Here is a 25,699-nt window from a genome sequence, read left to right as displayed (position 1 = left end):
TTCACTCACCTACCCTTCTTTTTTGTACCTCTGCTTTTCTTTTGGCACAACACAAGTGCCACTTGCCCTGCACACTACAATAGGTTCTTCCAGCACTTCTGCCGCAGAATCACTGATATCAGGCCTTGCTGCTATCACCTTTTTCGCCTCAAAGACCATCTTTCTCGAAGTATTTCCTACTTCTACTATCTCACCTGTAGCTTCTATGAAATCTCCCGCATAAACAGGCGCCAAAAATTCTACACTGTCATAAGCTCTAAAAAGCCCCTCATCTCCATCGTGCCTTATCAAAAGCTCTGTCGCCACATCCCCAAAAAGCTGTAAAATTCTCGCTCCATCTACTAAATTTCCTCCATAGTGAGCATCATGAAGACTCATCCTGACTCTTATTGTGGCTTTCAACCTGTATCCCCTCCCTTCTCAAATTCCTTGAAAACCTCTTCTCAAACTTTTATGCAAAATCCATACCAAGCATTGAGTAAAAAGAAAAAAGGCCATTTTTCGGCCTTTTCCTATAAAAGATTCACAGCTCGTTCTGATAAAAACCCATCTTATGCTGAAAATTAAGCATTAGACGCAAAATTAAATATTTATTTTTAACATTTTTATTTTGTACTGTAAAGTCTGTCTCGGAATACCCAAAATTTCTGCTGCTCTACTTATATTCCCATTTGTCTTTTTTAAAGTTTTAGTAATAAGCTCATATTCAACTTTTGCTAGAAAGCTTCTGAGATCCCCTTCTATCCCGATAGTATCTACTGCTATCTCTTTTTCTCCCTCTATAAAGGCATTTCTTAAAATGTGGTCAGGAAGGTCATGCAACTGAATTATTTCACCTTCGCAAAAATTAGCCGCATACTCTATAACTCCCTTTAATTCCCGCACATTTCCCGGCCAGGACAAACTCATCAAGGCTCTTTCCACCTCTTCGCTTATCCCTTTTATATCCTTCCCCAATTGCCAATTAAATTCCTTGATAAAGTACTTAACTAAAAGAGGAATATCACTTTTTCTCTCCCTAAGAGGTGGCACATACAAGACAATGGTACTTAATCGATAAAAAAGGTCAGGTCTTAAAATTTTCTTCTCTAAAGCTTCATAAGGAGAAATGTTAGAAGCAGCAATAACTCTCACATCTACTTTCCGAACCTTACTATCTCCTATTCTCCTTATATACCCTTCCTGCAAAAAGCGTAAAAGCTTTGCCTGAAGGTCAAGACTTAAAGAAGTAATCTCATCCAAAAATAATGTCCCTCCGTCAGCCAGCTCTACCAAACCAGGGCGATTTTCTGCACCAGTAAAGCTTCCCTTTACTGTTCCAAAAAGTATTGACTCCATCAAATTTTCAGGAAGGGCTGCGCAATTTTGAGCAATAAAAGGTCCATTCTTCCTTGTACTAGCATTATGAATTGCCTGTACTAAAAGCTCTTTGCCCGTACCTGTCTCACCATACACAAACACTGGCGAATTGCTTTTCGCAATTTTTTGAGCCTTGCACTTTAGTTCTGTAATTACTTTGGATTCTCCAATAATATCATCAAAAGTATAATAAGCTTCCTCGTTTTCTTTTACAGCACTTTTCTTTCTGTTATTTCGCACTTCTTCTCGCAAATCAATCACTTTTGTCATAAGATTTTTTATTTCGGAGAGGTTTTTAGAAATATCAATAGCCCCGCATATTTCTCCATCGATTACAATGGGGAGAGTAATAGTAAAAAGGCTGACTTTTTGTCCATAGCAATTTGTAATTTCCTGCTCATGTCCGACAACAGGTTCCCCTGTCCTTAAAACTTTTAAAATTGTACTTTCTCTATTAGAAAGGGATGGAAACATAGCTAAAACGTGCTTTCCAATCGCTTCATCTATAGGAATCCCATCAATTTGCGAAGAAGCTTTATTGTAATAAATTGTATAACCATCTTTATCAGTGATTTGTACACCCCAATCAATGTTTTCTAATAATATCTCCAGCGCTTTTTGGTAAAATTCCTGAGGTAATCCTTTTAACCTCAAATCCATCTTACTCCCCCTTTGAGAGTAAAATTAAAAGCAAAAACACCGAAAATATTTTCAACATGTAAGTATTTCTTCATTTCTAACAAAAAAGCGCTATTTATGCAATGAAAATATTTTCACTGCATAAATAGCGCTTCATGGGAGGTCCCATGACAGTGGTAAACTTTGTGTTTACCACCAAGGATGAGCTCAAGAACAAGCTCACCCTTTCGGCAGCCAAACCTTCTTCAGCGAGTATTGGAGGTTCTTCTCCTTAACACCTCGCCAAATACATGCTTGGCCGCTCCTCTATTTATGCGCTATTAAAATATCTATTTTTGATGTAAAGCTTATCAAAGTGCAATTATATTATATCACATTTTGAAAGCGGGAGCAATAAGCCCTTAAATATAAAAAAGAATGCCCGGAGGCATTCTCAATCCAAAAGTTCCCTATAAAGCTTCATAAGGCTTTCATTTATATTGTCTATCTCAAGCATTATGCCGGTTAAATCTTTTCCATCTTTCCTGTCTAATATCTCCTGTAGCTTATTAAATGCCTTTTCACTTCTTAACTTCATCTCTTCTAATTTATTGTTAAGCTCCAATTTAAACTTTTCTTTATCCTCAACCTCTCCTTTTATAAGCTCTTCCTTATCAAAATCGTAAACATCGTACCTTGAAGGAATCAAAGTCTCTATGCCAAATTGTGCTTCTATCTTATCAGCCAGTTCTTCCTGTGCCTCATCCTCGCCGTGCACTATGAATATTTTCTTGGGCTTTTTCTTAAAATTAGAAATCCATTCCAGTATACCTCTTTGGTCGGCATGACCTGAAAAACTCTCAATATATTCAATTTCAGCCTTAACGTGTATATCCTCTCCAAGTATCTTCACATCTTTTTCTCCATCTAAAAGTTTCCTCCCTAAAGTGCCTTTTGCCTGATACCCAACAAAAAGGACTGTGCACTCCGGCCTCCATAAATTGTGCTTTAGGTGGTGCTTTATCCTACCTGCCTCACACATGCCGCTAGCTGAGATAATTATCATGGGCGTCTTAATCTCATTCAAAGCCTTAGACTCTTCCGCACTGTGGGTAAAGTGCAAATTGGGAAAATCTAAAGGCATTTCTCCTTTTTTGATGTATTCCCTCGTTTCATCATCCAAGCACTCTGGATGCTTTGCAAACACATCTGTTATTGAGGTGGCAAGAGGACTGTCTACATACACAGGGATGTTGTTCAAAAATTCTATCTCATCTTTATACAAATCCCTCTCTTTGTGAAGCTCATATAATATCTCCTGTGTCCTTCCAACAGCAAAAGATGGAATAATAACATTTCCCCCTCTTTTAATAGTGCGGGTTATAATTTCCATCAACCTCTTTGCCCTATCCCCGACCTCCTCATGAATCCTATTGCCGTATGTAGACTCACAGAGAACATAATCAGCCTCATTTATAGGAGTTACATCTCTCAAAAGAGGCACCTTTTTATTCCCTAGATCTCCTGAAAACACTATTTTAGTCTCTTTTCCCTTTTCATTTACCCACACTTCAATTATAGACGAGCCAAGCATATGCCCAGCATCATTAAACCTCACTTTTATATGAGGTGCAGGCTCTATCACTTCCCCGTAGTCAACACCATAAAATATGCTTATAGATTCTTCTGCCTCTTCAGCCGTATAAAGTGGATCCCTCAAAGGCTTTCCAGCCCTTTTCCTCTTTCTGTTCTTCCACTCGCTTTCCATTTCCTGGATGTGCCCGCTATCCGGCAGCATGTACCTGCACAGGTCAACTGTAGCGTGAGTTGCGTAAATCCTCTTTCTGTACCCTCTTTTGTAAAGCACAGGAATTCTGCCACTGTGATCTATATGAGCATGGGTTAAAAGTACGAAATCGATATCTTTTATATCAAAAATAAATTCTTGATAGTTTAGCTCGTCTTCTACTTCTCCACCCTGAAACATGCCACAGTCAACTAAAAACCTAGCATTTTCCGTCTCCACAAGATAACATGAACCTGTAACTTCCTTAGCAGCTCCCAAAAAAGTTATTTTCACAGTAAATCCCCTTTCATTTTAGAAATTATAGTTATTTTCAAGCCATTTGTTCACATAAGACATATACATTACAAAATCCTCTAGTCGATTTTTTAGTATATCTACAATCACTTTTTCATCAATCCTAGTGTAGTCATGGACCAATATATTTCTGAAAGAAATCATATTAGCAATATTTTTTGCAAAGTTTTCTGGCAAAACACCTGCCTTATTTAACAGCAAAATTGTTTCTCTATAGGTATCAGGCTTTTCCAATCCCAGAGAAGAAATTATTATATTAGCGATATCAATTACATTCTCTATACATATCTGAATTCCTCTCTCTATCCCCCAATATTTCAACATATCTTCCTTTATGTTTTTCTCATTCACTTCCTGAGCTATTTTTTTCAACAATATTAAGTTTTTTTGTAACTCATTTATTTTAGAATTTATCAATTCCATTATATTTTTGGTCATCCTTCTCCCTCACATTTTCTTTAATCCACTCTTTAACAAATTCCATTTGCACTTTTCTAAAATATTCCATATCCATATATTCTCTTAAAGTCTGCACTTCAAAATTAACTCTCACCTCTTCACTTTCTTCAAAAATAATCTTCCCATATTTTATAACCTGGTGCCTTAACACAGGATTTGCTTCATTTAACACCACCAAGTCCACATCGTCTCTTTTAAATATTTCTATTAGGTCACCAATGAGTTCCAATTTTTTAAACGGTGCATAATCTCCACCTAAAAGCACTGCAATATCAAGGTCACTGTTCTTTTTATTAGTTCCTTTAGCATAAGAACCAAAAATATATATCAATTTTATGTCATACTTTTCTTTTAAATACTGCAAATTTCTCTTAAATATTTCTTCTACTTCCTTCAAATCCTTTTGAACCACCACATACACCTCTTCACTAAAGCTATACTCATCTATGTCATTCTTCTCCTATAATAGATTCCATTTCATTTACAAATTTTTCAATATCCTTTTTTAAATTCTCCAAAGCTTTCGGAAAAACCTCTAACAATCTTTCTATTCTCTCAGGCATAAGATTTAAATCTCCCTCCCTTCCCTTTCTATTTCCTTCAGCAAAGCCTCTGTAGCATCCCTTTGAGTAACTATACTTATTCTATAAGGTCTTGCAATATTTTCTACTTCAACGAACATTGTCCAGTAGTTAAACCTATCATCATCCCAGCCATCTATAAAAATATCAATATCTGAAAACTCCCAAAAATCAAATCCCCTTGCCAGTGATCCATATAACACGACTTTATTCACATTATACTTTTCTTTCAAAAACCTAGCAACCTTATAAGCTTTATCTAATGCATCCTTTTTTCGTATTTCTAACATTTCTTTCTCTTTTTCACTCTTTATCCGCCAATTTTCACGTATTTTTCTTTTTTCTTCATCAGAAATACTCACCCTTATCACCACACAAAAATTAGTCTTAATCTGCGCCTTTTACAACTGCAAGAGGAATAAGCTTTGCAACAGGTATAGTAATGCCTCTCTCTTCAAGGACAGAAACTACTGCTTCTACATCTTTATACGCAAGAGGAGATTCATCTACAATGTCTTTATAAGAGCGGACATTGTACACCACATCTCCCATAGACCTTTCAAATTCCTCTTTGCTTATCTTCTTAGCCTGATTTCTAGAAAGCCTTCGTCCTGCTCCGTGATTTACAGAATAAAATGTCTCTGCTGCCTTTTCTGTTCCGACCACCACATAGGAACCTGTACCCATACTGCCAGGAATTAGAGCAGGATGTCCTGTATCTCTATAGGAAGGCGGGTTTTGCGGATGTCCTGCCGGCAAAGCCCTTGTAGCTCCTTTCCTGTGAACAAGCATCCTTTTTCCCCCATGTACTTCCCACTTAGCGATATTGTGAGCAACGTCATACACAAGTTTAAACCCCATCTCTTCTTCCGATTTTTTTAAAACATCCTCAAAAGCCCTTATCACATCAAACATGATTATCTGCCTGTTTGAAAAAGCAAAATTCACCGCAGCCGCCATCGCCTTATAGTAATTCTGCCCTTCCTTTGACTTTATAGGGGCTGCTGCAAGCCCTTTTTCCGGTACCTCAATCCCATACCTCTTAGCTGCTTCCCACAGAATCTTTGTATAATCCGTAGCAATCTGATGGCCAAACCCTCTGCTTCCCGTGTGAATCATCACAGCAAGCTGTCCTTTAAAAAGTCCAAATTTCTCTGCCAGATTCTCCTCTAAAATCTCCTCAACTTTCTGAATTTCTATAAAGTGATTGCCTCCTCCTAAAGTCCCCAGCTGTTCTTCTCCTCTTTCCTGAGCTTCTTCTGATACCGCCGAAATATCGGCTCCTTCAAGCTTCCCACCTTCTTCAATGTATTCCAAATCAGACTTTTTGCCAAAACCTGCTTTAATCACCGCTTCAACTCCATTGTGCACAACATCGTCAAAAATTACCCGGGTAATACCCTTATGCTTTCCTTTTTTGCCTATCCCGGTCGGAACGTAATGCTCAATTCTCTCAATCAATTTATAGAGGATGTCTTTTGTAAAATAGTCTGCTTCAAGGTCAGACCTTACAAGCCTCACACCGCAATTTATATCGTACCCTACTGCACCAGCTGAAATCACCCCTTTTTCTTCTATAGCCATGACTCCCCCTATTGGAAGCCCAAAACCTTCGTGAATATCCGGCATGCCAATCACCGGTTCTACTACGCCAGGGAGGCTTGCAGCATTAACAAGCTGCCTTAAGGATTGGTCATCTCTCAAAAGGTCCTTTAAACTATCATTTACATAGACGACAGCGTCAACCCTCATCTTCCCAAACTTGGGAATTCTCCATTTATTTATCCCATCCTTCACTAATGTATAGCCCTGGATAATGTCCACAGACATCTTCCCACCACCCTTATTTTCTGTGATTTCATTATACCACAATCTAGAATAGAAAGCATGAAAAAGGGCCCATTAGGGGCCCATTAAATTTTTTACAAGCTTCTTTTCAAAAGGTCTAAATGCTCTAAGCTTACAGGCACTTCGCTTATTAACTTCAAATTCACCTTTCCCTGTTCATCTACTTCTACATTGTGGAACAAAAATACTCCTCTGTCCAAGTCAAAAGTGAATGTGCTAAGCTTTTTTCCTTTTAGATAGGAAGCAATCTTTTCATTTTCCTGATTATCTAAACTGGGAAAAACTCTCCAGTTTAGACGGTTGGGGTATTTGTATAGTCCGCCTTTCAGGCTGTCCCAGCCCCAACTGGCGGTATTTGGGAAACCTAGCCCCTGCCCCAAGAAGCAGGAACTAACGCCTCTACAGGTCTCCCCCACTTGCCCTGAATTAATAATTCTTTCAGGACAGAGAAGTCACGTGGCACCTTCTCAGGGGAGAGTGGTGTTACCACCGCTACCTTGAGAACTTGCCAGAAATCATAGGCACTAAAACTTGTTCCATACAGAGGTTTTAGCACCCTTTCTGACTCACTCTCAAGGCTTTGTATAAATTCTATTGCTTTCTTTATCTCTTTTAATTCTTCTAATTTCTCTACAGTCAATGTGTTGAGAAGTTTTATATAATTGTCTGGTACTCTTTTTTCTAATCCAAGTCCTTTTTTCCATCCCGCCTGTACTTTTGCATATACGTACTTTCTTTCACCTACATTTATCCTTAAGAAAATACCATTTTTCATTTATCTCTATTCTTGTGTTGAGATTTCCTTTCCTTTTTTCTTGCCATTTAATTTTCATATGCTTTTCCGTTTATATGGCGTTTCCTAAGTTTCTCAAATAACTTTAAATCTAATACGATTTGTTTGTCTTCCTCTTTATCAAAAACAAGTTTAGCTTGGATTGTTAACATGTTTTTTGCCACCTCTTTGTCCGTAAATTCTTGCCGCAAATGAGGTGACTATTGCTATTAAATCTTCTGCCAATTCTTTGTCTATCTCTTCTTTATTCTCTTCTCCATTTAAAACTATAAGTTCTACCCCAAAACTTTCCATAAAAAACTTAAGATATTCAAATCCAAATCTTGCTAGTCTATCAGGGTATTCTACTACAACTTTCTCAACTTCTCCTCTTTTAATCTTGTTCAAAAGTTTCAATAGTTCTCTCCTGTTTTCATTTACTCCGCTTGCTATTTCAGATATCACTTCATACTGCCATCCTTGAGAATTAGCGTATTCTTCAAGTCTTCTAATTTGATTCTTAAGATATTCTTCTTGCTTTTTTGTGGACACTCTCGCATATAAAACTACTTTTGGTTTCGGCTTTTCTTCTATCATACCTAATAACTTCTCTATGTCTTCTTTTTTGTATCTTCTTCTTCCTTTTGGTGTTCTAACTGGAGTTATTAACCCTTCCTTTTCCCAATTTATTAATGTTCTTCTACTGATATCATATATCTCTTTAACTTTTTGCATACTCAGCAGCATCTATTATCACCTAGTTAAAATTATATCTTTTTGCATTATTATTTTTAACTGTTTTTGTCTCCAATCACCGCAAATTCTTCCGGGCCATCAACTGCTTCTTCTAATTCTTCCCAGTATTCTTCCATCTCTTTTTGTATCTCAGGACGCTTGAAATATACTGCCGCAAGGTGCTTTCCACCATATTTCTCATTTAGACATGCTGCTATTATTAAATCTCCTCCAGTTCACAACAAGGTGCAAAACCTTTCCACGTTCCTTTTTGGGGTATATATACCACATTAAATTAGCAAGGCCATTTGTTGCCTCTTCTTCGTCTGCTGTTGTTTCTCCTACGTCAATAATTGCCTTACAGGCTTCCAGTTCCCTGATGAACGTTGTTCAACAACTAATGTGAGGGCAATTTCATTGTCGTTTAGGTAAGGGAAAACAAGGTTAAAAGTACGCTGCTTCCTGCTTTTGGGACGGCAGTAGTTAATTATGATTTTATCTTCCTTGTCTTTTATTTCAGCCATTTTTATTCTCCCTTCTATTTAAACCAAGTTTCTTCTATCTGTTCCTTTATTAATTTCCTTTAAATCTTTGTTTTTTTATTTTTATTGGAAAAGTTGGTCATTCATTAACTTTCAATTCATTGTTTTCTTTTTTTAGCATTAATAATATATAAAGGCTACCCTCTAGCCAACGGGTATAGCTTATGGGCAGCCCCTTTAATAAATACCGCTTTCTAAACCTTAAATTGCTCTACTTGTTTCTCAATACGTTTAGCAACTTCTAAAACTTGCTGTGCGTTTGCAGCTATCTCTTGCGTAGATGCAGCAAGTTCCTCGGCAGATGCCGATATCTCTTCAGCAGACGCTGATGTCTCTTCTGAAACTGCGCTTATGTTCTCAACACGCTCTAACACTATGTCCTTTGCTTTTACGGTATTATCTACTTCTGTATATGTTGCTTTAATCATCGGTGCTATGGCTGCTACTGATTCTAATATGTTATCAAAAGCCTTTATGGTATTCTCTACATTTTCTAATTGGTTATTCACTTGAGCAGTCACTTCTTCAGAAGTCTTTACAACCTCATCAGTTCCTGAGGTTATCTCGTTTAATAAAGCACTTATCTTATCAGAAGATACGCGAGTTTGTTCTGCAAGTTTTCTTATTTCGTCTGCTACAACTGCAAAACCTCGTCCTGCGTCTCCAGCTCTTGCTGCTTCAATAGCTGCATTTAATGCTAATAAATTCGTTTGCTCTGCTATTCCCTTTATAATCTCTAAAATCTCTCCTACCTGTCCTACTGAACCTTTAAGAATTCCAAGTTTTTTAACTACTACCTCAAATGCTTCACGCACTCCACTAATTGAAGAAATAAGATCGTCTAACTCTTTCTTGCCGGTATTTGCCAATCGAGAGGTTTCTTCACTATTTTCCTTTACGTGACCAAGTTCATTGTATACTTTTTCTAAGCTTGTCGTTATATTACCTATAAGAGATACTATTTCTTGCAAATCTTGGGCTTGGTTAGATGCCCCAGAAGCCACCTCTTGAATGGCTTTTGCAACGTCATTGGAAGAAGCAGCTATTTCTTGTGAGACAGCACTCAAGGCTTCTGAGTTTTTAGTTAATGTCTCCACACTGGTTTTCAGTTCTGAAAGCAGCGGTCTAATATTGGCCTGCAGTTTATTGATAGCCTCTGCAAGCCTGCCTATTTCGTCATGGCGCCTAAGAAATTGCTCAGCAACATTTCCTGTAAAGTCACCATTCGCTACAGTTTCTAAATAACTGACGCCAAGTAAGATTGGATTAGCAATATTTCCTGCCAAGAATAAACCAATAATCACGGCTAAAACAGAAATTATTGCTAATATTACTAGCACATAGACAATACTCTTGTTAAGTTTTGTTGCATACTCAGATTGCGGCATCGTCGCTATAGCTATCCACCCTGTTAGTTTTGATTGCTCAAAACCCGAAATTTTATCTTCACCACCAAATCTATATTTTAAGCTGCCGCTTTTGTTGTTAACAATTGTCTTACCAAAGTCGTATTTTTCTGCTATATTTGTAAGTATCATTTCTTTCGTGGGGTGAACAATTATTGTTCCATTTTCCGTAAGTAAGGCTGCATAACCTTTTTCCCCTACTTTTGTCCTCATAATATTGCTTTGAATTTGGTCTAAGCTTACATCTGCAGCAGCAACAGCTGTTTTGCCATCTGCAAGCTTAAAAGCCTTTGCAACTGTGATAATCATTTTACCAGTACCTGCATCTTGATATGGTTCAGTAATGACTATATTTCCAAATGATTCTTCAGCTTTTTTATACCATGGCCTCGTTGTTGGATCAAACCCTTGTGAAAGTTCTGTCTTAGGGTATTCAAGATATTCTTTGTCAGCATTGCCTATATAAACAAATAAAGCATTTGAATCTGATTCCTTAACATTTCGTAATACTACCATAGTTTTTGCGGTATCTCTACTAATAACATCCGGGTTTTTACTAATTGAATCAACTTCTGCTGACACTTTTTCAATGAAAGAGTCAATATAAGCTACTTTTTCTTTTGCAATTTGCCTTGCTAGACTACTAACTTGATATTCAACTAAACTTTTGCTTTGGTATAATGAAAGGCCTGCAGTCAAAATTGCAGGTAAAATTGATAATAGTATAAAAATCACAATTAGTTTTTGCTTTAACATCATGTTTGTGGAAAATTTGGTTTTCATAATTAAAGTTCCCCTTTTTTACGTTATTTTTTGTTTTCTTCAACAAAGTTGTTGAATAAACAGCATATAAAAATAACATTCTTGGTTAAATTATTGCTGTCCTTGATATTGCTTTCATTAGCACGTTTCCTCTCTGCCTTCACCACTTACCTTCTCCCTGCAGAGGTCTATTTCTATGCACCGGTTATAATCCGGGTGGATGCTTTCCTCTTTCACCTGGACAATAGTCCCTTTAACTGTCAAATTAACCTTAGAGCCTCGTCGTGTAATTCCTGCTGAAAGCCCGTCTATCAGCCGGAAAAGCCGGTGCATGGGCAGAAGACCATCAGGAAAATCGGGTGGCAGTTCTTCCTCAGTATGGTGATGATATTTGATAAGTTGGACAACGTTTTTATCAAGATGATATACATTTTTTGCTATTAAAGCACTTCTAAAAGCATGATACTTACCAGGTTCAAAGGCTTCCTTAGGATCCACAACTTCTCCAATTTTCAGAGGAGGTTGCACTTTGCCAAGGTCATGAAAAATGGTTGCATTGACCAGCGTCTCTTTGTTTATAACTCCTAGTTCTAATAGTCCTTGCTCCCACAATTCGGCCAGCAACCGCAGCATGTTTACTACGTGTAGGTAAGTTCCTTCCTTTATCACTCCGGTAATCTTTATTTTCCCAGTAGACAGATCATATTCATCCTGGTATTCAACTATGGATTTAAGCTTCACTATCACGTTGGGATCGATGAAAAGATTTGCCAAAGCCTTCTCAAGTTCTTCATGAATATAGTTGATCCTCTCAAAGTGTAATTGTGCTTCTTCCCTCAACTCCCTCTCTTTATCTCTCTCCTCCAAAGCCTCCTGTAAAAGCCCAGATACTGACAGTATACCTGCATTACCTTCGGTTGTGGTAAAATAGGGAAGGCGGTGTCCTCTTTTCTCGGCCCAACGACTTATATCAGATAGTTCCCCAAACACATTCAGGTAATCTTCTTCATTAATGGGACATATGAGTTTCTCTATACTTTTTTCCTTAATCTTTACCACAGCGGAGTCTTCTATAATAGTCTTCAATATATCTAAGCAGTTAAGCCAACCTACCGGCTCCCCTTTGTCATTTATTACTTGAAGGACAAAACTTTGTTGGCTGGCCATAATTTTCACGGCTTCTTCAATGCTTAACCCTACTTTTATGCTTGGCACTTTGTTATATCTTGGAACCGGCATCATCTTTTTGCCTCCTTAGTTCATCACATCGAAACCTTAATAAATACTGCTATCACTTCTTTTTATTAAAGCGAACATCCTCTTTAGCGATTTTCAACTTCTTTCCTTCGTATCTTCAGAACTCGCATTTAGAAACATTTCTTTTTCGTTGACTTTAAAGAGAAAATGTAGTTTAATTATAATTATCATCTTATCGTCTGTTTTAGCAATTCCTTCTACGAAAGCAGTGTCTATTGTAGTGACAGGTGGTGGAGGTTCAATCGAGTTTTCGTCAATGGTTATTACTTCATGTACTGCATCGACTATTAAACCCGCCTTCTGACCCAATATTTCCACTATGATTATTCTGCTGTCTTTGCTTTTTTCCTTTTTCCCAATTCCAAAACGCTTTTTAAGGTCTATTACTGGTATGATTTTTCCTCTTAAATTTATTATTCCTTCTATAAATTCGGGCGTTTCAGGTATTTTTGTGATAGACACATCTTTGACAACTTCATGTACATCGAAGATATCTAGTCCATAAAGTTCTTCTGCCAGGCTAAAAACTACTATTTTTTTAGGCATTACTTTCCTCCTTTTCTCATGGTGGTTTTGAAAAAAACATAAAAAGCGACAGCCCATACCCAAGGCTGCCGCAGAAAATCAATTTTTATTTTTACACATCCTTCGGCAGCCCGGCTACCATGTCCCAATCAGGGATTTAGGCCCGTGGCTTTGCGCCCCCGCCTTTCGACGGGTTTGCCCTTATCGAAGGTTAATATTTTGCTAAAGTATGCTAAAACTCAATTATATTCTACAATTTTCGCTATTTTTCGTCAAGAATTTTATAGATATTGGTCCTTGAATAGGTATAGACATATTTACCACTTGGAGAATAATTGCAAAAACATTGAAGAAGAAAACACCATAAAAAGAATAGAGGCTGCCTCCCTTCTGTTTGGTATAATTAAAATGTGTGAAATCCTTTTTAAATGTCTCAAAAAACAGCAGAAATATAAAAAAGCAGCTTGAGAGCAGGGCCAATGCCTCTTTTTCCTCTAATAAAGCTCTATATACACCCTCTTGCCGCATTTTTTCAGGATTTGGGCCAGTTCCTCTACTATCTTGAGCTTGTCGCTTGCGCCTTCCGGCAGGTATGCATTCCGGTGGGCAGGATTAACCGCCCGCCCCACCAGAAAGCGGATGTGAGTGGAGCGGTTGACAAGCAGGTCTGCCAGCATTGAAGCTCCGTCCTTCTTTTTCCTTATATCGTCTAAGAAGTGGGGAGAAAAGGAATACGTGTTTACAAAATTTCTCAGTATCTCGACACACCTGCTTAAAGTTATCAAACCTTCGGTTACGAGGTCTATTCCCTCTATACTACCGACGGGAGGTATCGCCGGGTCGGCATAGTCCATATTTGTAACTACTTTCCTTCCAGTTTCCCTAGAAACAATATTTGCAGTAGTACCTCCGCAGACCACTTTTTTGCCTTCGCTGTCGATAAGTTTTTTCACGACTTCTGCATCCTTTGACCTATCTTCAGGAGGGCCAACTAGTACCGTGATCAGCTCCGACTTTCTTAAACCTACTCCCACGACCGTGGTATCGTCCCCCGGATTACCGGAATAAAGGTGGCTACACGTTTTGATCAGCTGGTCCACCATTTCCGACACGAAATATCCCCTTCTGTCAAGCCTCTGCAGGTATTCGGCCACATTAGGCCACTGCCATCCCAGGTTCAGGACACCCCCCACCCCTGCGTGAATGACTCCGTCGCTTACCAGGAATATTTTATCCCCCGGAAAGGCTTCAAACCGGTACTCCAGAATCTTCCTCTCTTCCACCCTCAGTTCCCTGTAAGGTAGCTTAAGAACCTTTCCGTCCCGGATGTAGATCACAGGTGGATTATCAAATTCAAAAAGCCTTCCCTCTCCGTCATCGTTAATCTCGAGAATGGAAAAAGTGGAATAAGCAAGCTGCCGAACGCGGCACACTGGGAGAGTATTAATCAGGGTCTTGACCACTTCTTCTATGGAAGCCCTGTTTTTTATCATGGTAGAAGCAATCCTTACGGTAAGAGTGGAAAGTATACTGGCCTTTACCCCGCTCCCCAGGCCATCGGCCATTACGGCAATTATGCCGTCTTCGGATTGCACAACCTCAACGCTGTCCCCGCACAGCTCTTCTCCTTTTTTGGTAAGGCTTTTGGTGAACACTTCAGCAAAGATCTTCACTTTTCTTCTTCCCTGCCTTTAACCAGTTCTATAAGCTTAAGGAGCAGCATCTTGCTCTCCGCCGTCGTCTCTCCCAGCAGTCCCGCTATTTCTTGGGCGACGCGCATCTGCCTGTTTATTACTTCCTGGGCCTTCTCCAGGGTCTCCTCCCTAACCCTTTCCAGTTCCATCCTCTGCTTTTCCTGTTCGGTAATATCCTGAATAATCGCCAGTACCATGTCCTCTTCCTCGATATAGCACATAGTCTGGAGGGTAGTTAAAGAATTCCGGGGATAGTTCACCTTTTTATCCTGGAGGTTAGTTTTATTGGCCAGTACCCAGGCAAAATCCCTGTCGTCGATGACAGTGAAAAGGGGCTTCCCCTGGACCTGTTCCTTTTCAACACCGAACATTTTTTCCGCCGCTCTGTTTATTTCCTTTATATTCAAATTACTGTCTACCAAAATGATGCCGTTCGGGGTGTGGTCTATGATCAGGTTGGCCAAAGATTCGGCCCTGGACCTCATGTAGGGGATGCACATGTCCGGCTCCGCCATTCCATGGTAGACAGCCTCGGCTTTTTTGCGGCAGGAAGGATATCCGCATGCCCCGCAGTTCAGTTCCTTTTCTGGAGTCGTTTTGCCTATTGAAGCCAGTATTTCTCTTATCTCTGATTCGGTTGGCCTAGGCGCTTTAAAAGCCTTCGGCTCGAAAGACCTCCTGAGGTCAATACCCGCCGCAGAAGCCTTTATATTCTCATATCCCTGCTGCTGTTGATTATTTTCTATAAATGAAAGCAACCTTTCCCTTCTTTCATAAAGGGAACTGTCACACGGCATCGAGGGCCCATTGATACAGCCACCCCTACAGGCCATCATCTCAAATATGCGACCACTTACGTTTCCCATCTCCAGGGCATCTAAAAGCTCCATACAGTTTTCTATACCGTCCACGACTACGACCTCTCGAGACAAAAGGTCACCCTCCATTGAAGAAGTCTTTAAAAGCCCCCCTGGCAAGGGATAACTCCTGGCAATAAAAGGTTCTAATACATTTTCTCGCTCTCCAAAGTCTACTCCAGCTACCGCGGAGGCTTTCTCATCTATCCAATCGGCCAATTCTTGAAAAGTTAGTACTGCATCTACATCCCCTAAAACGCTTCTATCTAGGGCTTCAGCTTTTTTGGCAATGCAGGGACCTATAAAAACAACTTTAATGTCCAACCCATATCTTTGCTTCAATGACCTTGCATGAGCAACCATCGGGGAAACCACCGGAGCTAGATTCCTTATAAGTCCTGGATAATATTTCTCTACCAGATTTTTTACAACCGGGCAAGCCGTGGTTATGAGGGGACCCTTATGCCCCTTTTTGATCAAATGCTGGTACTCCATAGATACCATTTCAGCTCCCACCGCTGTTTCCTCAGCTCCATAAAACCCTAGGGCCTTCAGTATGGAAAACATCTCCTGAGGAGAAGTTACGTCAAAGACAGCAGGGTAAGAAGGAGCTATGGAGGCTACAACCTTTTCACCGGCATTTATGAATTCTTTTACTGCATGTAGGTCGTTCCGTATTTTCTTGGCATTCTGGGGGCATTCGATGACACACCTTCCACAGTATATACATAAGCTATCCACAACTTCCGCCTGACCGCCGACTACTTTTATAGCTTTGACAGGACAATGCCTAACGCACCGGTAGCAATTTTTGCAGTTTGCCTTAGATACACTGATTACATCCAAAATCAATCCTCCTCCCATTTACTATTTTTTATAGCTTCTAAATCCTCGCCACCTCCGGCGCGTCACAGAAGTGAAATATTTATCGGCAACCTTAATCATTACTCCTTTGACACACCCTCATATCCAATTATAAAATCTTTACTTTTGTGTTTTTTGCAATAATTAAATACATAAAGATGAAAACCCCACTTTTTGTATTGGCTAAAAGTGGGGTTTTTTTAAATTGTTGAACCTTTTGGCACTTTGTATCAGAATAGCCTTTGGCTATGGGTTAAGAGATTGGGTTAAGAGATTCTTCATAAATCTTGGCAATAACAGTTTCAGTGGCTTCCACTGGTGCAATAGAAAGTAATCCATCGAGAGAAGGTGTCGTTTTAGCAAGCTTTACTAGGGTTGGAACATCATCTTTTGTAAATCCAAAGTCTGAAAGTTTTTGAGTACATCCTACATTGAAGAGCCATTCTTCGACTTTTTTAGCTACATATTCTGCTTCAGCAGGCAGTCCTTTTAGTCCAGGCACGATAGGGCTGTATATGTCAGCTAACACCTCTGCAACAGCAGGATAAATAGTCTTTACCACTGCAGGCAGTATAGCACCAAGCCCAAGACCGTGGGCAATCTCAGGTTTTACTGCACTTAGTGGGTGCTCCAGTGCATGAGTAAGGTGCAAGAGACCATTGTCAAAAGAAATACCAGCTATAGCAGAAGCATAAAGCAAATAATATCTAGCCACAAGGTTTTCAGGGTCATTTACAGCAACAGGGAGGTAACGAACTATCAACCTCACTGCCTCTTTCGCCAATAGAATACTGTAAGGTGATGTCACAAGAGTAGTGGCAGCTTCGGTAACGTGATTTAAAGCATCTATAGTAACAGCTATTGTCTGTTTTTTATCAAGCTTTATCATGAGAGCAGGATCATCTATAGCATACATAGGATAGAGGCACTCATAAGCTATTGCAGGCTTATAATTTTTTTCTGGAATTGTAGCTACTGCAAATCGGTCTACTTCCGTACCAGTACCATGAGTAAGATTTATAGCTATAATAGGAGCAGCTTTTTCGGGCGTGAATTTCAGTTCATAAAGTTCTCTTGCATTTTTATCAGTATATTCTAACAGTACAGCCACACTTTTTGCAGTATCTATAGGGCTTCCACCACCAATGCCAATAACAGCCTTCGCCCCAGTTTCCCGGCCGAATTTGGCCGCTTCATCGACCATATCAACAGTAGGATTAGGTCCGACCTTGTCATAAAGTGAATATTTAAAGCCGAGTGTATTTAGAGCCGGTTCTATCACATCCCAAGCTCCACTAACTTTGTATGAATTCTTTCCGGTTACAAAAATGACATTATCGATACCCTTATGTTTTAGAACTTCTAGAATGTCTTCTATCTTCTTTATACTACCTATAAATAGAAGCAAAAAGAAAACACCCATGCCTACCCAAAAGCCTGAAGTCCGCAGGCGTAATTTTAACGAAGTAGCTTTGGGCTATTCGGAAGAAGAGGCAGTTAGTGAAGCCCAGAGGTGCCTTCAGTGTAAAAAACCAGGATGTGTTGAAGGGTGCCCCGTTCAGGTACAAATTCCCCAGTTTATAAAACGTATTGCAGAAAGAGATTTTGAAGGAGCTATAAAGATTATAAAAGAAACCAACAGCTTGCCCGCCATATGTGGCAGAGTCTGTCCACAAGAAACGCAATGCGAGAAAAACTGTGTTTTGGGCAAAGTAGGTGAACCTGTGGCCATAGGTCGCCTAGAACGGTTTGCAGCAGACTGGGAAAGAGCCAAAGGCATCCGTCCCCCGGTAATTCCTAAAAAGCTTGGTAAAAAAGTGGCCATCATCGGTTCCGGGCCCGCCGGTCTCACCTGTGCAGGAGATTTGGCTAAACTCGGCTACGATGTAACGATCTTTGAAGCTCTTCACAAACCCGGTGGCGTACTGGTATACGGTATTCCTGAATTCAGGCTACCGAAAATTATAGTGGAACAAGAAGTAAAGTTTATACAACAGCTGGGCGTAGAAATTAAAACCAACATGGTTATGGGCAAAGTTCTGACGATAGACGACCTTTTTGAAATGGGGTATGAGGCTGTCTTTATCAGCACCGGAGCTGGCCTCCCGAAATTTATGGGCATACCTGGTGAAAACTACCTTGGCGTGTATTCAGCCAACGAGTTTCTAACCAGAATAAACCTGATGAAAGCCTATTCTTTTCCCAACACTGACACCCCCATAAAGGTAGGCAAAAAAGTAGCAGTAATAGGGGGTGGCAATGTAGCTATGGATGCAGCCAGGTCTGCTCTAAGAATGGGAGCTGACGAAGTTCATATTGTGTATCGCCGTTCTGAAGAAGAAATGCCCGCAAGAAAAGAAGAATTCGAGAACGCTAAAGAGGAAGGTATTATATTTGATTTCCTCACAAATCCAGTGAGAATAATAGGTAACGAAAATGGTTGGGTCAAAGGTATTGAGTGTATCCGCATGGAACTTGGAGAACCTGACGCTTCGGGTCGTCGCCGTCCAGTTCCTATAACGGGTTCTGAATTTATCATGGATGTTAATACGGTAGTAATCGCCATAGGTACTGGCCCTAATCCCCTCCTCACAAAGACCACTGAAGGCTTAGAACTTACAAAACACGGTTATATCGCTGTCGATGAGGAGGGAAGGACTTCCAGAGAAGGGGTATGGGCTGGAGGCGATATTGTAACAGGTTCAGCTACTGTAATTTTGGCCATGGGTGCCGGAAAAAAAGCAGCTCGCTCCATCCATGAATACCTACAAAACAAAAAATGGCGGTAAACATTTTTCGGTAAACTAAAGAGGCGATAGCAGTCGGTGCTGTGGAAGGATATACATCCAGCTATCGTCTCTTTTATTTATGAATTTATCTTTTGCCTGCTCATTTATTTCCTGTTCAGCAAACGCTTTTAAAATTTTGTTGCTTCCATCTACTAAATAAAAGCTTTATACTGTTCCACCCTTTTTTCTAATAAGTTTTAAAAGCAGACAAACAACCAATTTAATCGTTTCGGCGCTATCTTTATCCTCCCGATGGCAACAAAAGAATTTCTCTACTGGATAATATTACCTTTACATGCTCACCTTCTTCTACAACTTGTCTTTTTTTATGTACTCTAAAAGGGCAGCGCACATGCACTGCCCTTTTGCTATTACAACTCCAAGAGCACTTCCGGTTGAGAAAGAAGTTCTGCCAGTCGATTTAAGAATCTAGCAGCAGGGGCACCGTTTATTACCTGATGATCTACAGTAAGGCTAAGAGTCATAAATTGCGCGGAGCGGATGTTTCCATTCTCAAGGACTGGTCGTTCCACTATTCTTCCAATACCGAGAATTGCAGATTGTTTTGGATATAGCACAGGGGTAAAGAAGTCAACACCATAAGTACCCAGATTTGTAACTGTAAAGGTACCCCCTTGTAGCTCTTCTGGCTTTATAATACCTTGTAGAACTGCATCAGTAAGTCGGCGTCTTTCAACAGCCATTTCATTAAGGTTAAGTCTATGAGCATTTTTGATTACAGGTACTAGAAGTTCATCACCACGGGCAACAGCAAATCCCAAGTGGACTTCTGCAGGCACTACCATATCATCTCCATCAATAACGGCCTGCATTACAGGATTTTCTAAAATCGCCTGAACCACTGCTTTATGTATAAGATCCGTTATGTTAGCAGGTGAACCTTTTTGTCTAAGCTCCATGCGGATTTTGATTAACGCGCTTACATCTACTTCCCGCCCTAATGTATACTGTGCAGTTTCTCGAAGACTCTGTAACATCCTTGATCCGACTAAACGCTGGGTAGGAGTGAGTGGTATTCTTCTTGCTGTTAAATTTGTCTTCTCAGAACGCTGAGCAAAATTCTTAACATCTTCCTCAGTAATTCGACCACCCGGACCAGTACCCGGCACTGCCTCTAGAGGAATTCCCAATTCGCGGGCGAGTTTACGGGCTGCAGGAGTGGCTCTTACATCGCCCGTGTTGCTACTATGGACTTGGGAATCCACTGGAGTACTCTGGGTTGTTCGCTCCGTTTCGCCGTGGAAGTGGGGCGTTTCCTCTGGCGCATGGACCGGAGGTACCGCAGATCCACTACCTCCAGCCACTTCTGTGGATTTTTCTTCGATCAAACAGAGCGGTTGCCCAACCTTGACTACATGACCTTGGGGACATAGGATTTTTGTCAGTATGCCGCTTACTGGAGCCTGGAGTTCAATAGCCGCTTTTTCAAATTGTACTTCCAACAGCAATTCACCTGCTTGTACTGGCTGTCCTTCATCCTTGAACCAATTCACCACAAACCCTTCTATTCCATTTGATACTACGTTAGGCATGCGAAATTCGTATGGCATAAGATATCAGTCCTCCTGCTTTGAAATCTCATTATTATGACCTGAGCAATTCCTTAACTGCATTCACAATTTTAGAACTTGAAGGTAATACAAACTGTTCCAAAGGACGAGAATATGGGATAGGCACGTCTGGAACCGCCAATCTTTTTACAGGCGCTTCCAAGTAGTCAAAAGCATGCTCAACTACAGTTGCAGCAACTTCTCCGCTCATACCATAGCTCAGGTAGTCTTCATCCACCACCAATACTCTGTGGGTCTTCTTTACAGTATTTATTATGGCTTCGCGGTCTAACGGCACCAATGTCCTGAGGTCCAGAACCTCAACACTTATACCTTCTTTTTCCAGTTCTTTGGCCGCCTCTAATGCTTGATAGACACCCATAGCCACGCTGATTATTGAAACATCTTTTCCTTCCCGTTTTACCTCTGCTTTACCAAACGGGATTGTATAAGGCTCCTCAGGGACAGGGCCAGTGCTGTCCTTAATAAGGGTCATCCATCCCAGACCAAGTAACCCCTTGTGGAACATGTATATAACAGGATTGTCATCCCGTATGGCTGAAATCATCAAACCTTTGGCGTCATAAGGAGTAGAAGGTACAACTACTTTAAGACCAGGCAGATGAGCAAAAGTCCCCCAAAGACACTGTGAATGCTGTCCCGCATCATTGTAACCACCGCCAACCGCCGTCATGAGTACCAAAGGTACTCGAATATTTCCTCCTGAAAAGTAAGTGTTTTTAGCAATGTGATTATAAATTTGATCCATAGCCACGCCAAAGAAATCTACAAACATTAATTCTACTATGGGACGCATACCTTCCATAGCAGCTCCTAAAGCAGCACCTATAAAACCTGCTTCGGAAATAGGTGTATCGATAACTCTTTCTGGTCCAAATTTTTCATACAACCCAGCTGTGGCACCAAATATGCCTCCATATACGCCTACGTCCTCACCCATGACAAAAACTCTCGGATCTCTTTCCATTTCCAAACTAATAGCTTCAGCAATTGCTTTTGCCATAGTAAGCTTTCGCGAAGTTATCGCAGACATAATTTTCTCCTCCTTTAAATATTATTCAACTAGACCGTAATTCACTATTCTACAAACACGTGAAGTAGGGCTTCTTCCGGCGCTGGATAGGGTGACTCCCGAGCAAACAAGAAAGCCTCCTCAACACGTTTTCGTGCCTCATCGTCTAATTGTTTAAGTTCATTTTCTGTGGCTATGTCATTTTCAATAAGGTATTTCCTGAACCGCTTAATTGGATCATTTTGCTTTAGGCGCTGAACTTCGTCCTTAGGTCTATATACTTCCGGATCACCCTGGAAATGTCCAAAGAAACGATCTGTTTTAACTTCAATAATAGTTGGTCCTCCTCCCTGACGTGCTCTCTCTATTGCTTCGCCAGCAGCTTCGTAAACAGCTAAGACATCGTTCTCTCCCACGTATACTCCAGGTATACCATACGCAACTGCACGGTCAGCATTTTGACTGATAGCTGTAGACTTTTCTTTTGGTACAGAAATTGCCCAACTATTGTCCTCACATACAAACACCACCGGTAGCTTCCAGATTGCAGCTAAGTTAAGTCCCTCATGAAAAGTACCCTGATTTGCAGCACCGTCACCAAAAAAGGCCACAGCTACTCGCTTTTCTTTGCGCATTTTGAAAGCTAGGGCTGCTCCTACTGCTTGTGGAATGCTAGCACCAACGATGCCGCTGCAGCTGAAGTGTACATCAGGGTCAAAGAGGTGCATGTGACCACCTTTGCCGCGGCCTAAACCGGTAACTTTACCAAATATTTCTGCTGTCATGCGTTTGAGATCTACTCCTTTTGCAATAGCAAAGTGGTGAGGCCGGTGAGTACCTACTACAGCATCCTCCTTTTTAAGGTGCATGCATACCCCTACAGCTACAGGCTCCTGTCCTGCAGCTAAATGCATCTCGCCAGGGACTGGGCCTGATGCAATGTTGAATACTGGGTATTTCCCCTCCTGATAGGCTTCAGCCATAGTTTCCTCATATAATCGAATTGTAACCATCTCAAGATACATACGCATAAGAGTTTCTTTAGGAATGTTCATACCTCTTCACTCCTATCTATTTATAATTTTTTCAATTTTTTGCAATATATTACCTTGCTTTATAATGTCAAAGAAGGTGAATATGTTTTAATTTTTTGTTTTTGTTACATCCCCCCTTTTAGATTTTGCATTTTGCATTAAATATATTCTTGCAAAAAATATGCCAGCACCCATTATTGAGTGCTGGCATATTTAACTCTTGATTTTTACGAGAAATTATGAAATCTTAATTTGCTTCTTTGTAACTTATGTCTCTTTTTGTAACGTTAGATTTTGGAACACTATAACGAGTCTTTAGTCCATATTTATAAAGCTTCCTATACAAGGTGTTCCGTGCTATGCCTAAGGCTTTAGCAACTTTAGTTATATTACCTCCATAATGTTCGAGAAGTCGACTAATCTCCTGCTTTTCCAGTTCAACAAGAGAGGTAGAAGAAAAGCTATTACTGTCCTCGCGGATAGTTTGAGAACCAGATAAGTAAGACGGCAAATGACTAGCAGAAATTGTATTATCCTCTGCTATATTCACTGCCCATTCTGCCACATTTCGTAATTCCCTAATGTTTCCTGGCCAGTCGTAATTATTTAATAAAGACCAAACTGATGGATCAATATTGGTAATAGTTTTACCCAATTTTTGTGAAAATTTATTAACAAAATGTTGAAAAAGAAGAGGTATATCACTTTTGCGTTCTCGTAACGGGCATAAATGAATAGTGAGAACTCTCAGGCGAAAATACAAATCCTCTCGGAATTTTTTCTCTTTTACTAACTTCGTTAAATCCGAATTGGTCGCAGCAATAATTCGAACATCTAACGGTATCTCCTTATGTCCGCCTATTCGAACTACCTTTTTTTCTTCCAACACTCGTAAAAGGTAAACCTGTATATCCATAGGCATATCGCCTATTTCGTCTAAAAATAAAGTACCTCCTTGTGCTTGTTCAAATTTACCTGGCTTGCCCTCTGGCCGTGCACCGGTAAAAGCTCCACCTACATAGCCGAAAAGCTCACTTCCAATTAATTCTCGCGGCAAAGCACCGCAATTTATCGCCACAAAAGGTCCTTTTCTACCACTAGCCTCATGAATGGCTCTTGCAAAAAGGTCTTTCCCTGTCCCTGTCTCTCCTAAAATGAGGACTGGTGCATCGCTCTTTGCTGCAATTTGGGCTAATCGTATGCTTTCACGCAAACAGGGATGATTCCCTAATATTACTTCGAATCCTTTTAAGGCTGGAGGAGAGCTTATATAAAATTGACTACCTTCATGCATTTTTAGAGCTATTAGAGCCGCTACATTTTCATTGTAATAACCACTTATAGGTGAAACATCTGCGCTACACCGCAAGATACCTTTTCTACTTTGCACTAATATTTCCTTGTTTTTTACACTCTGCCGCGCTTTTATGAGGAATAGGATTTCCTGCGAATTGTCAAATATTTCATCAGCTTTTCGTCCTATTAAATCTTCTTTTTTCCATCCCAAAACTTTCTCAGATGCATAATTAACCTTGACTAATCTTCCTGTATTATCCATCACTAATAAGGGATCAGGGTTGCTTTCTAAAAAGTATTCTGAGAGTTGTCTGTAAGTTAAAGTTTCTTTAAAGGCTTTACTCTGCTTCAAATTGTTTTCAATCGCAATTGCAGAAGATACTATAGTAGCTAATGCCAGTTTATTTTCTCGGTACCAGGGTCCCGAAAGGTCAATAACTCCAATAAGTTTTCCTTCCGGACTAAAAATTGGAGAACTAGCACATGTCCAAGAGTGAAGTCCACGGCAGAAGTGCTCAGCCCCAGTTACATCAAGGGCTTGTCCTATAACCATTGCGGTTCCTATCCCGTTAGTGCCCACTTTATCTTCTCGCCAGCATGCGCCAGGAATGAAATTGGTTTTTCGAGCTAGGTCTATAGTTTCCTTGTTATTCCCTAATGTTTCTAATATATAACCGTCCTCTCCTACTAAAACTGCGAGGAAACCATAGTCACTAGACAGCGATAAAAGCTTTTCCATAACCGGCCTAGCAGCTTGAATTAGTTCTTCTTGTCTTTCTCTGGCTTCTTTTAAAGCAGAACCCTCGATAATTTCTTGTCCTTGTTCCTGGTACGGATCGACGCCTGCAATTTTGCACCTTTCCCAAGATTTAAGTATTTCCGATCTAACGATTTGTTTTGAGATAGTCATGGTGTTTTGAAAATCGTTCCATTGATGCCACACTTCTTCATAAACTCCATAAAAATTTTCTTTCATTCACCTCTCCCCCCGTACCATGTAACGTCAAATTAAAGCCTTAAATTCGCGTATCTATAGTCTCCAAAACATTGGAATAAAAATTTTTTTCGAGAAAAAGGAGGATTCCCTCCCCTTGGTGTCGTAGGTAGTAGTTGTAGCAAAAACAAACACCATCAACCCAAAGGAGGGAATCCTAATTTATGTTTCGACAACTACTACCCGTTTTCCTTCTTACTCATTTATTAAATTTTTTGCTTAAAATTTCTCTATTCGCTCTCAAACACTTTAAAGTAGATATTCAGCCGCCTGTTGACCTCCAACCTTCAGGCTACAAAGTTTTGTCACCTTTAGAGGATCCTTTGCCACTTGTTGAAAAAGTTGTTGAGAAAAAAGATTACAAGAAAATCCTTGCCGAAGCTGAAGCTCAAGGTAAGCCTATCTCTCATGTTAGACGTATTAAACCCCTTTGTGTTGATGTTGATAAGTGCCCTGTTTGCAGTGCCCCTCCTGATTATTTGTACAGTTTTGGTAAAGACCCTGACGGCTTTCAAAAACTACAGTGTAAAGTGTGTAAACATCAATGGGCTCCTGGTAAACCTGCTCCTAAAAAGTCTCGCCTTACTTACCGCTACCCTTTC

At 40.1% G+C, this 25,699-nt stretch carries 21 protein-coding genes, 3 pseudogenes and 2 riboswitches; of the genes and pseudogenes, 2 read left to right on the top strand and 22 right to left on the bottom strand.

Annotated features, from left to right (window positions below; all coding sequences use genetic code 11):
- Nucleotides 1-9: 9 nt before the first annotated feature.
- The 17 genes and pseudogenes from kal to EV203_RS02310 all read right to left on the bottom strand — a co-directional run bounded on the left by kal (nt 10) and on the right by EV203_RS02310 (nt 17,788).
- Nucleotides 10-402: a 3-aminobutyryl-CoA ammonia lyase gene (kal, locus tag EV203_RS02385; protein ID WP_031314244.1), complete on the bottom strand. Its 393-nt coding sequence runs from the start codon at nt 400-402 to the stop codon at nt 10-12.
- A gap of 180 nt (nt 403-582) precedes the next feature.
- Nucleotides 583-2,019, bottom strand: a complete 1,437-nt coding sequence (locus EV203_RS02380; RefSeq protein WP_132039043.1) for a sigma-54 interaction domain-containing protein — start codon at nt 2,017-2,019, stop codon at nt 583-585.
- A gap of 117 nt (nt 2,020-2,136) precedes the next feature.
- Nucleotides 2,137-2,315, bottom strand: a riboswitch (Lysine riboswitch).
- A 116-nt stretch (nt 2,316-2,431) separates the two neighbouring features.
- Nucleotides 2,432-4,057, bottom strand: a complete 1,626-nt coding sequence (locus tag EV203_RS02375) for an MBL fold metallo-hydrolase RNA specificity domain-containing protein (RefSeq protein ID WP_132039042.1) — start codon at nt 4,055-4,057, stop codon at nt 2,432-2,434.
- 18 nt (nt 4,058-4,075) lie between these two features.
- On the bottom strand, nt 4,076-4,501 hold the full coding sequence (hepT, locus tag EV203_RS02370) for a type VII toxin-antitoxin system HepT family RNase toxin (protein ID WP_279432246.1): 426 nt from the start codon (nt 4,499-4,501) through the stop codon (nt 4,076-4,078).
- On the bottom strand, nt 4,482-4,949 hold the full coding sequence (gene mntA / locus EV203_RS02365) for a type VII toxin-antitoxin system MntA family adenylyltransferase antitoxin (protein WP_132039041.1): 468 nt from the start codon (nt 4,947-4,949) through the stop codon (nt 4,482-4,484). Before mntA ends, hepT begins: the two co-directional genes overlap by 20 nt.
- 156 nt (nt 4,950-5,105) lie before the next feature.
- Nucleotides 5,106-5,480, bottom strand: a complete 375-nt coding sequence (locus tag EV203_RS02360; protein ID WP_132039111.1) for a nucleotidyltransferase family protein — start codon at nt 5,478-5,480, stop codon at nt 5,106-5,108.
- A 25-nt stretch (nt 5,481-5,505) separates the two neighbouring features.
- Nucleotides 5,506-6,948: an RtcB family protein gene (locus EV203_RS02355; RefSeq protein ID WP_243700557.1), complete on the bottom strand. Its 1,443-nt coding sequence runs from the start codon at nt 6,946-6,948 to the stop codon at nt 5,506-5,508.
- A 92-nt stretch (nt 6,949-7,040) separates the two neighbouring features.
- Entirely contained in the window at nt 7,041-7,346 is a 306-nt protein-coding gene (locus EV203_RS13515; protein WP_207910859.1) for a hypothetical protein, read from the bottom strand.
- A pseudogene (locus tag EV203_RS02350) lies at nt 7,331-7,666 on the bottom strand (hypothetical protein); the annotation flags it as partial. The gene EV203_RS13515 and the pseudogene EV203_RS02350, both read right to left, overlap by 16 nt.
- A gap of 225 nt (nt 7,667-7,891) precedes the next feature.
- A complete protein-coding gene (locus tag EV203_RS02345; protein ID WP_022588543.1) occupies nt 7,892-8,485 on the bottom strand; it encodes an IS607 family transposase in 594 nt (197 codons plus the stop codon).
- 329 nt (nt 8,486-8,814) lie between these two features.
- Complete coding sequence (locus EV203_RS02340; protein ID WP_022588542.1) at nt 8,815-8,997, bottom strand: hypothetical protein; 183 nt, start codon at nt 8,995-8,997, stop codon at nt 8,815-8,817.
- A gap of 212 nt (nt 8,998-9,209) precedes the next feature.
- Nucleotides 9,210-11,204, bottom strand: coding sequence for a methyl-accepting chemotaxis protein (locus EV203_RS02335; protein WP_132039040.1), 1,995 nt, complete (start codon nt 11,202-11,204; stop codon nt 9,210-9,212).
- A 117-nt stretch (nt 11,205-11,321) separates the two neighbouring features.
- The gene (locus tag EV203_RS02330; RefSeq protein WP_022588540.1) at nt 11,322-12,425 is read right to left on the bottom strand and encodes an HD domain-containing protein; all 1,104 of its coding nucleotides are present in this window, start codon (nt 12,423-12,425) and stop codon (nt 11,322-11,324) included.
- Between the two features lie 90 nt (nt 12,426-12,515).
- Complete coding sequence (locus EV203_RS02325) at nt 12,516-12,986, bottom strand: chemotaxis protein CheW (RefSeq protein ID WP_022588539.1); 471 nt, start codon at nt 12,984-12,986, stop codon at nt 12,516-12,518.
- A gap of 101 nt (nt 12,987-13,087) precedes the next feature.
- Nucleotides 13,088-13,175, bottom strand: a riboswitch (cyclic di-GMP riboswitch).
- 284 nt (nt 13,176-13,459) lie between these two features.
- Complete coding sequence (locus EV203_RS02320; RefSeq protein WP_132039039.1) at nt 13,460-14,638, bottom strand: PP2C family protein-serine/threonine phosphatase; 1,179 nt, start codon at nt 14,636-14,638, stop codon at nt 13,460-13,462.
- Nucleotides 14,635-16,362 carry a [Fe-Fe] hydrogenase large subunit C-terminal domain-containing protein gene (locus EV203_RS02315; RefSeq protein WP_132039038.1) on the bottom strand — a complete coding sequence of 576 codons (1,728 nt, stop codon included), beginning with the start codon at nt 16,360-16,362 and terminating at the stop codon, nt 14,635-14,637. The genes EV203_RS02320 and EV203_RS02315 overlap by 4 nt, the downstream gene beginning before the upstream one ends.
- 271 nt (nt 16,363-16,633) lie before the next feature.
- The gene (locus EV203_RS02310; protein ID WP_341765400.1) at nt 16,634-17,788 is read right to left on the bottom strand and encodes an iron-containing alcohol dehydrogenase; all 1,155 of its coding nucleotides are present in this window, start codon (nt 17,786-17,788) and stop codon (nt 16,634-16,636) included.
- Between EV203_RS02310 and gltA the strand changes: the two genes are divergently transcribed.
- Complete coding sequence (gltA, locus tag EV203_RS02305) at nt 17,748-19,169, top strand: NADPH-dependent glutamate synthase (RefSeq protein WP_132039037.1); 1,422 nt, start codon at nt 17,748-17,750, stop codon at nt 19,167-19,169. The genes EV203_RS02310 and gltA overlap by 41 nt on opposite strands.
- A 371-nt stretch (nt 19,170-19,540) precedes the next feature.
- On the opposite strand, the gene EV203_RS02300 is transcribed toward gltA, so the two are convergent.
- The 5 genes and pseudogenes from EV203_RS02300 to EV203_RS02285 form a co-directional block, all read right to left on the bottom strand.
- Complete coding sequence (locus EV203_RS02300; protein ID WP_243700565.1) at nt 19,541-20,395, bottom strand: dihydrolipoamide acetyltransferase family protein; 855 nt, start codon at nt 20,393-20,395, stop codon at nt 19,541-19,543.
- 129 nt (nt 20,396-20,524) lie between these two features.
- Nucleotides 20,525-20,722, bottom strand: a pseudogene (locus EV203_RS13680) (lipoyl domain-containing protein); the annotation flags it as partial.
- Between the two features lie 52 nt (nt 20,723-20,774).
- On the bottom strand, nt 20,775-21,794 hold the full coding sequence (locus tag EV203_RS02295; RefSeq protein WP_009610940.1) for an alpha-ketoacid dehydrogenase subunit beta: 1,020 nt from the start codon (nt 21,792-21,794) through the stop codon (nt 20,775-20,777).
- A gap of 44 nt (nt 21,795-21,838) precedes the next feature.
- Nucleotides 21,839-22,828: a thiamine pyrophosphate-dependent dehydrogenase E1 component subunit alpha gene (locus EV203_RS02290; RefSeq protein WP_132039035.1), complete on the bottom strand. Its 990-nt coding sequence runs from the start codon at nt 22,826-22,828 to the stop codon at nt 21,839-21,841.
- Between the two features lie 226 nt (nt 22,829-23,054).
- Nucleotides 23,055-25,079, bottom strand: coding sequence for a sigma-54-dependent Fis family transcriptional regulator (locus EV203_RS02285; protein WP_132039034.1), 2,025 nt, complete (start codon nt 25,077-25,079; stop codon nt 23,055-23,057).
- A gap of 182 nt (nt 25,080-25,261) precedes the next feature.
- Between EV203_RS02285 and EV203_RS02280 the strand changes: the two are divergent.
- A pseudogene (locus EV203_RS02280) lies at nt 25,262-25,699 on the top strand (DDE-type integrase/transposase/recombinase); the annotation flags it as partial.

This window comes from Caldanaerobacter subterraneus, from assembly GCF_004345675.1.
GTDB lineage: Bacteria > Bacillota > Thermoanaerobacteria > Thermoanaerobacterales > Thermoanaerobacteraceae > Thermoanaerobacter > Thermoanaerobacter subterraneus.
Note: the sequence above shows the minus strand (reverse complement) of the source record. Positions and strands in the feature narration are given on the sequence as shown.

Excerpts from the sequence above, each read along its gene's own strand:
- EV203_RS02380 (WP_132039043.1), bottom strand. The coding sequence starts at position 2,019 with ATGGATTTGAGGTTAAAAGGATTACCTCAGGAATTTTACCAAAAAGCG.
- hepT (WP_279432246.1), bottom strand. The coding sequence starts at position 4,501 with ATGGAATTGATAAATTCTAAAATAAATGAGTTACAAAAAAACTTAATA.
- EV203_RS02355 (WP_243700557.1), bottom strand. The coding sequence starts at position 6,948 with ATGTCTGTGGACATTATCCAGGGCTATACATTAGTGAAGGATGGGATA.
- EV203_RS02345 (WP_022588543.1), bottom strand. The coding sequence starts at position 8,485 with ATGCTGCTGAGTATGCAAAAAGTTAAAGAGATATATGATATCAGTAGA.
- EV203_RS02340 (WP_022588542.1), bottom strand. The coding sequence starts at position 8,997 with ATGGCTGAAATAAAAGACAAGGAAGATAAAATCATAATTAACTACTGC.
- EV203_RS02335 (WP_132039040.1), bottom strand. The coding sequence starts at position 11,204 with ATGAAAACCAAATTTTCCACAAACATGATGTTAAAGCAAAAACTAATT.
- EV203_RS02330 (WP_022588540.1), bottom strand. The coding sequence starts at position 12,425 with ATGATGCCGGTTCCAAGATATAACAAAGTGCCAAGCATAAAAGTAGGG.
- EV203_RS02325 (WP_022588539.1), bottom strand. The coding sequence starts at position 12,986 with ATGCCTAAAAAAATAGTAGTTTTTAGCCTGGCAGAAGAACTTTATGGA.
- gltA (WP_132039037.1), top strand. The coding sequence starts at position 17,748 with ATGTCTTCTATCTTCTTTATACTACCTATAAATAGAAGCAAAAAGAAA.
- EV203_RS02295 (WP_009610940.1), bottom strand. The coding sequence starts at position 21,794 with ATGTCTGCGATAACTTCGCGAAAGCTTACTATGGCAAAAGCAATTGCT.
- EV203_RS02290 (WP_132039035.1), bottom strand. The coding sequence starts at position 22,828 with ATGAACATTCCTAAAGAAACTCTTATGCGTATGTATCTTGAGATGGTT.
- EV203_RS02285 (WP_132039034.1), bottom strand. The coding sequence starts at position 25,079 with ATGAAAGAAAATTTTTATGGAGTTTATGAAGAAGTGTGGCATCAATGG.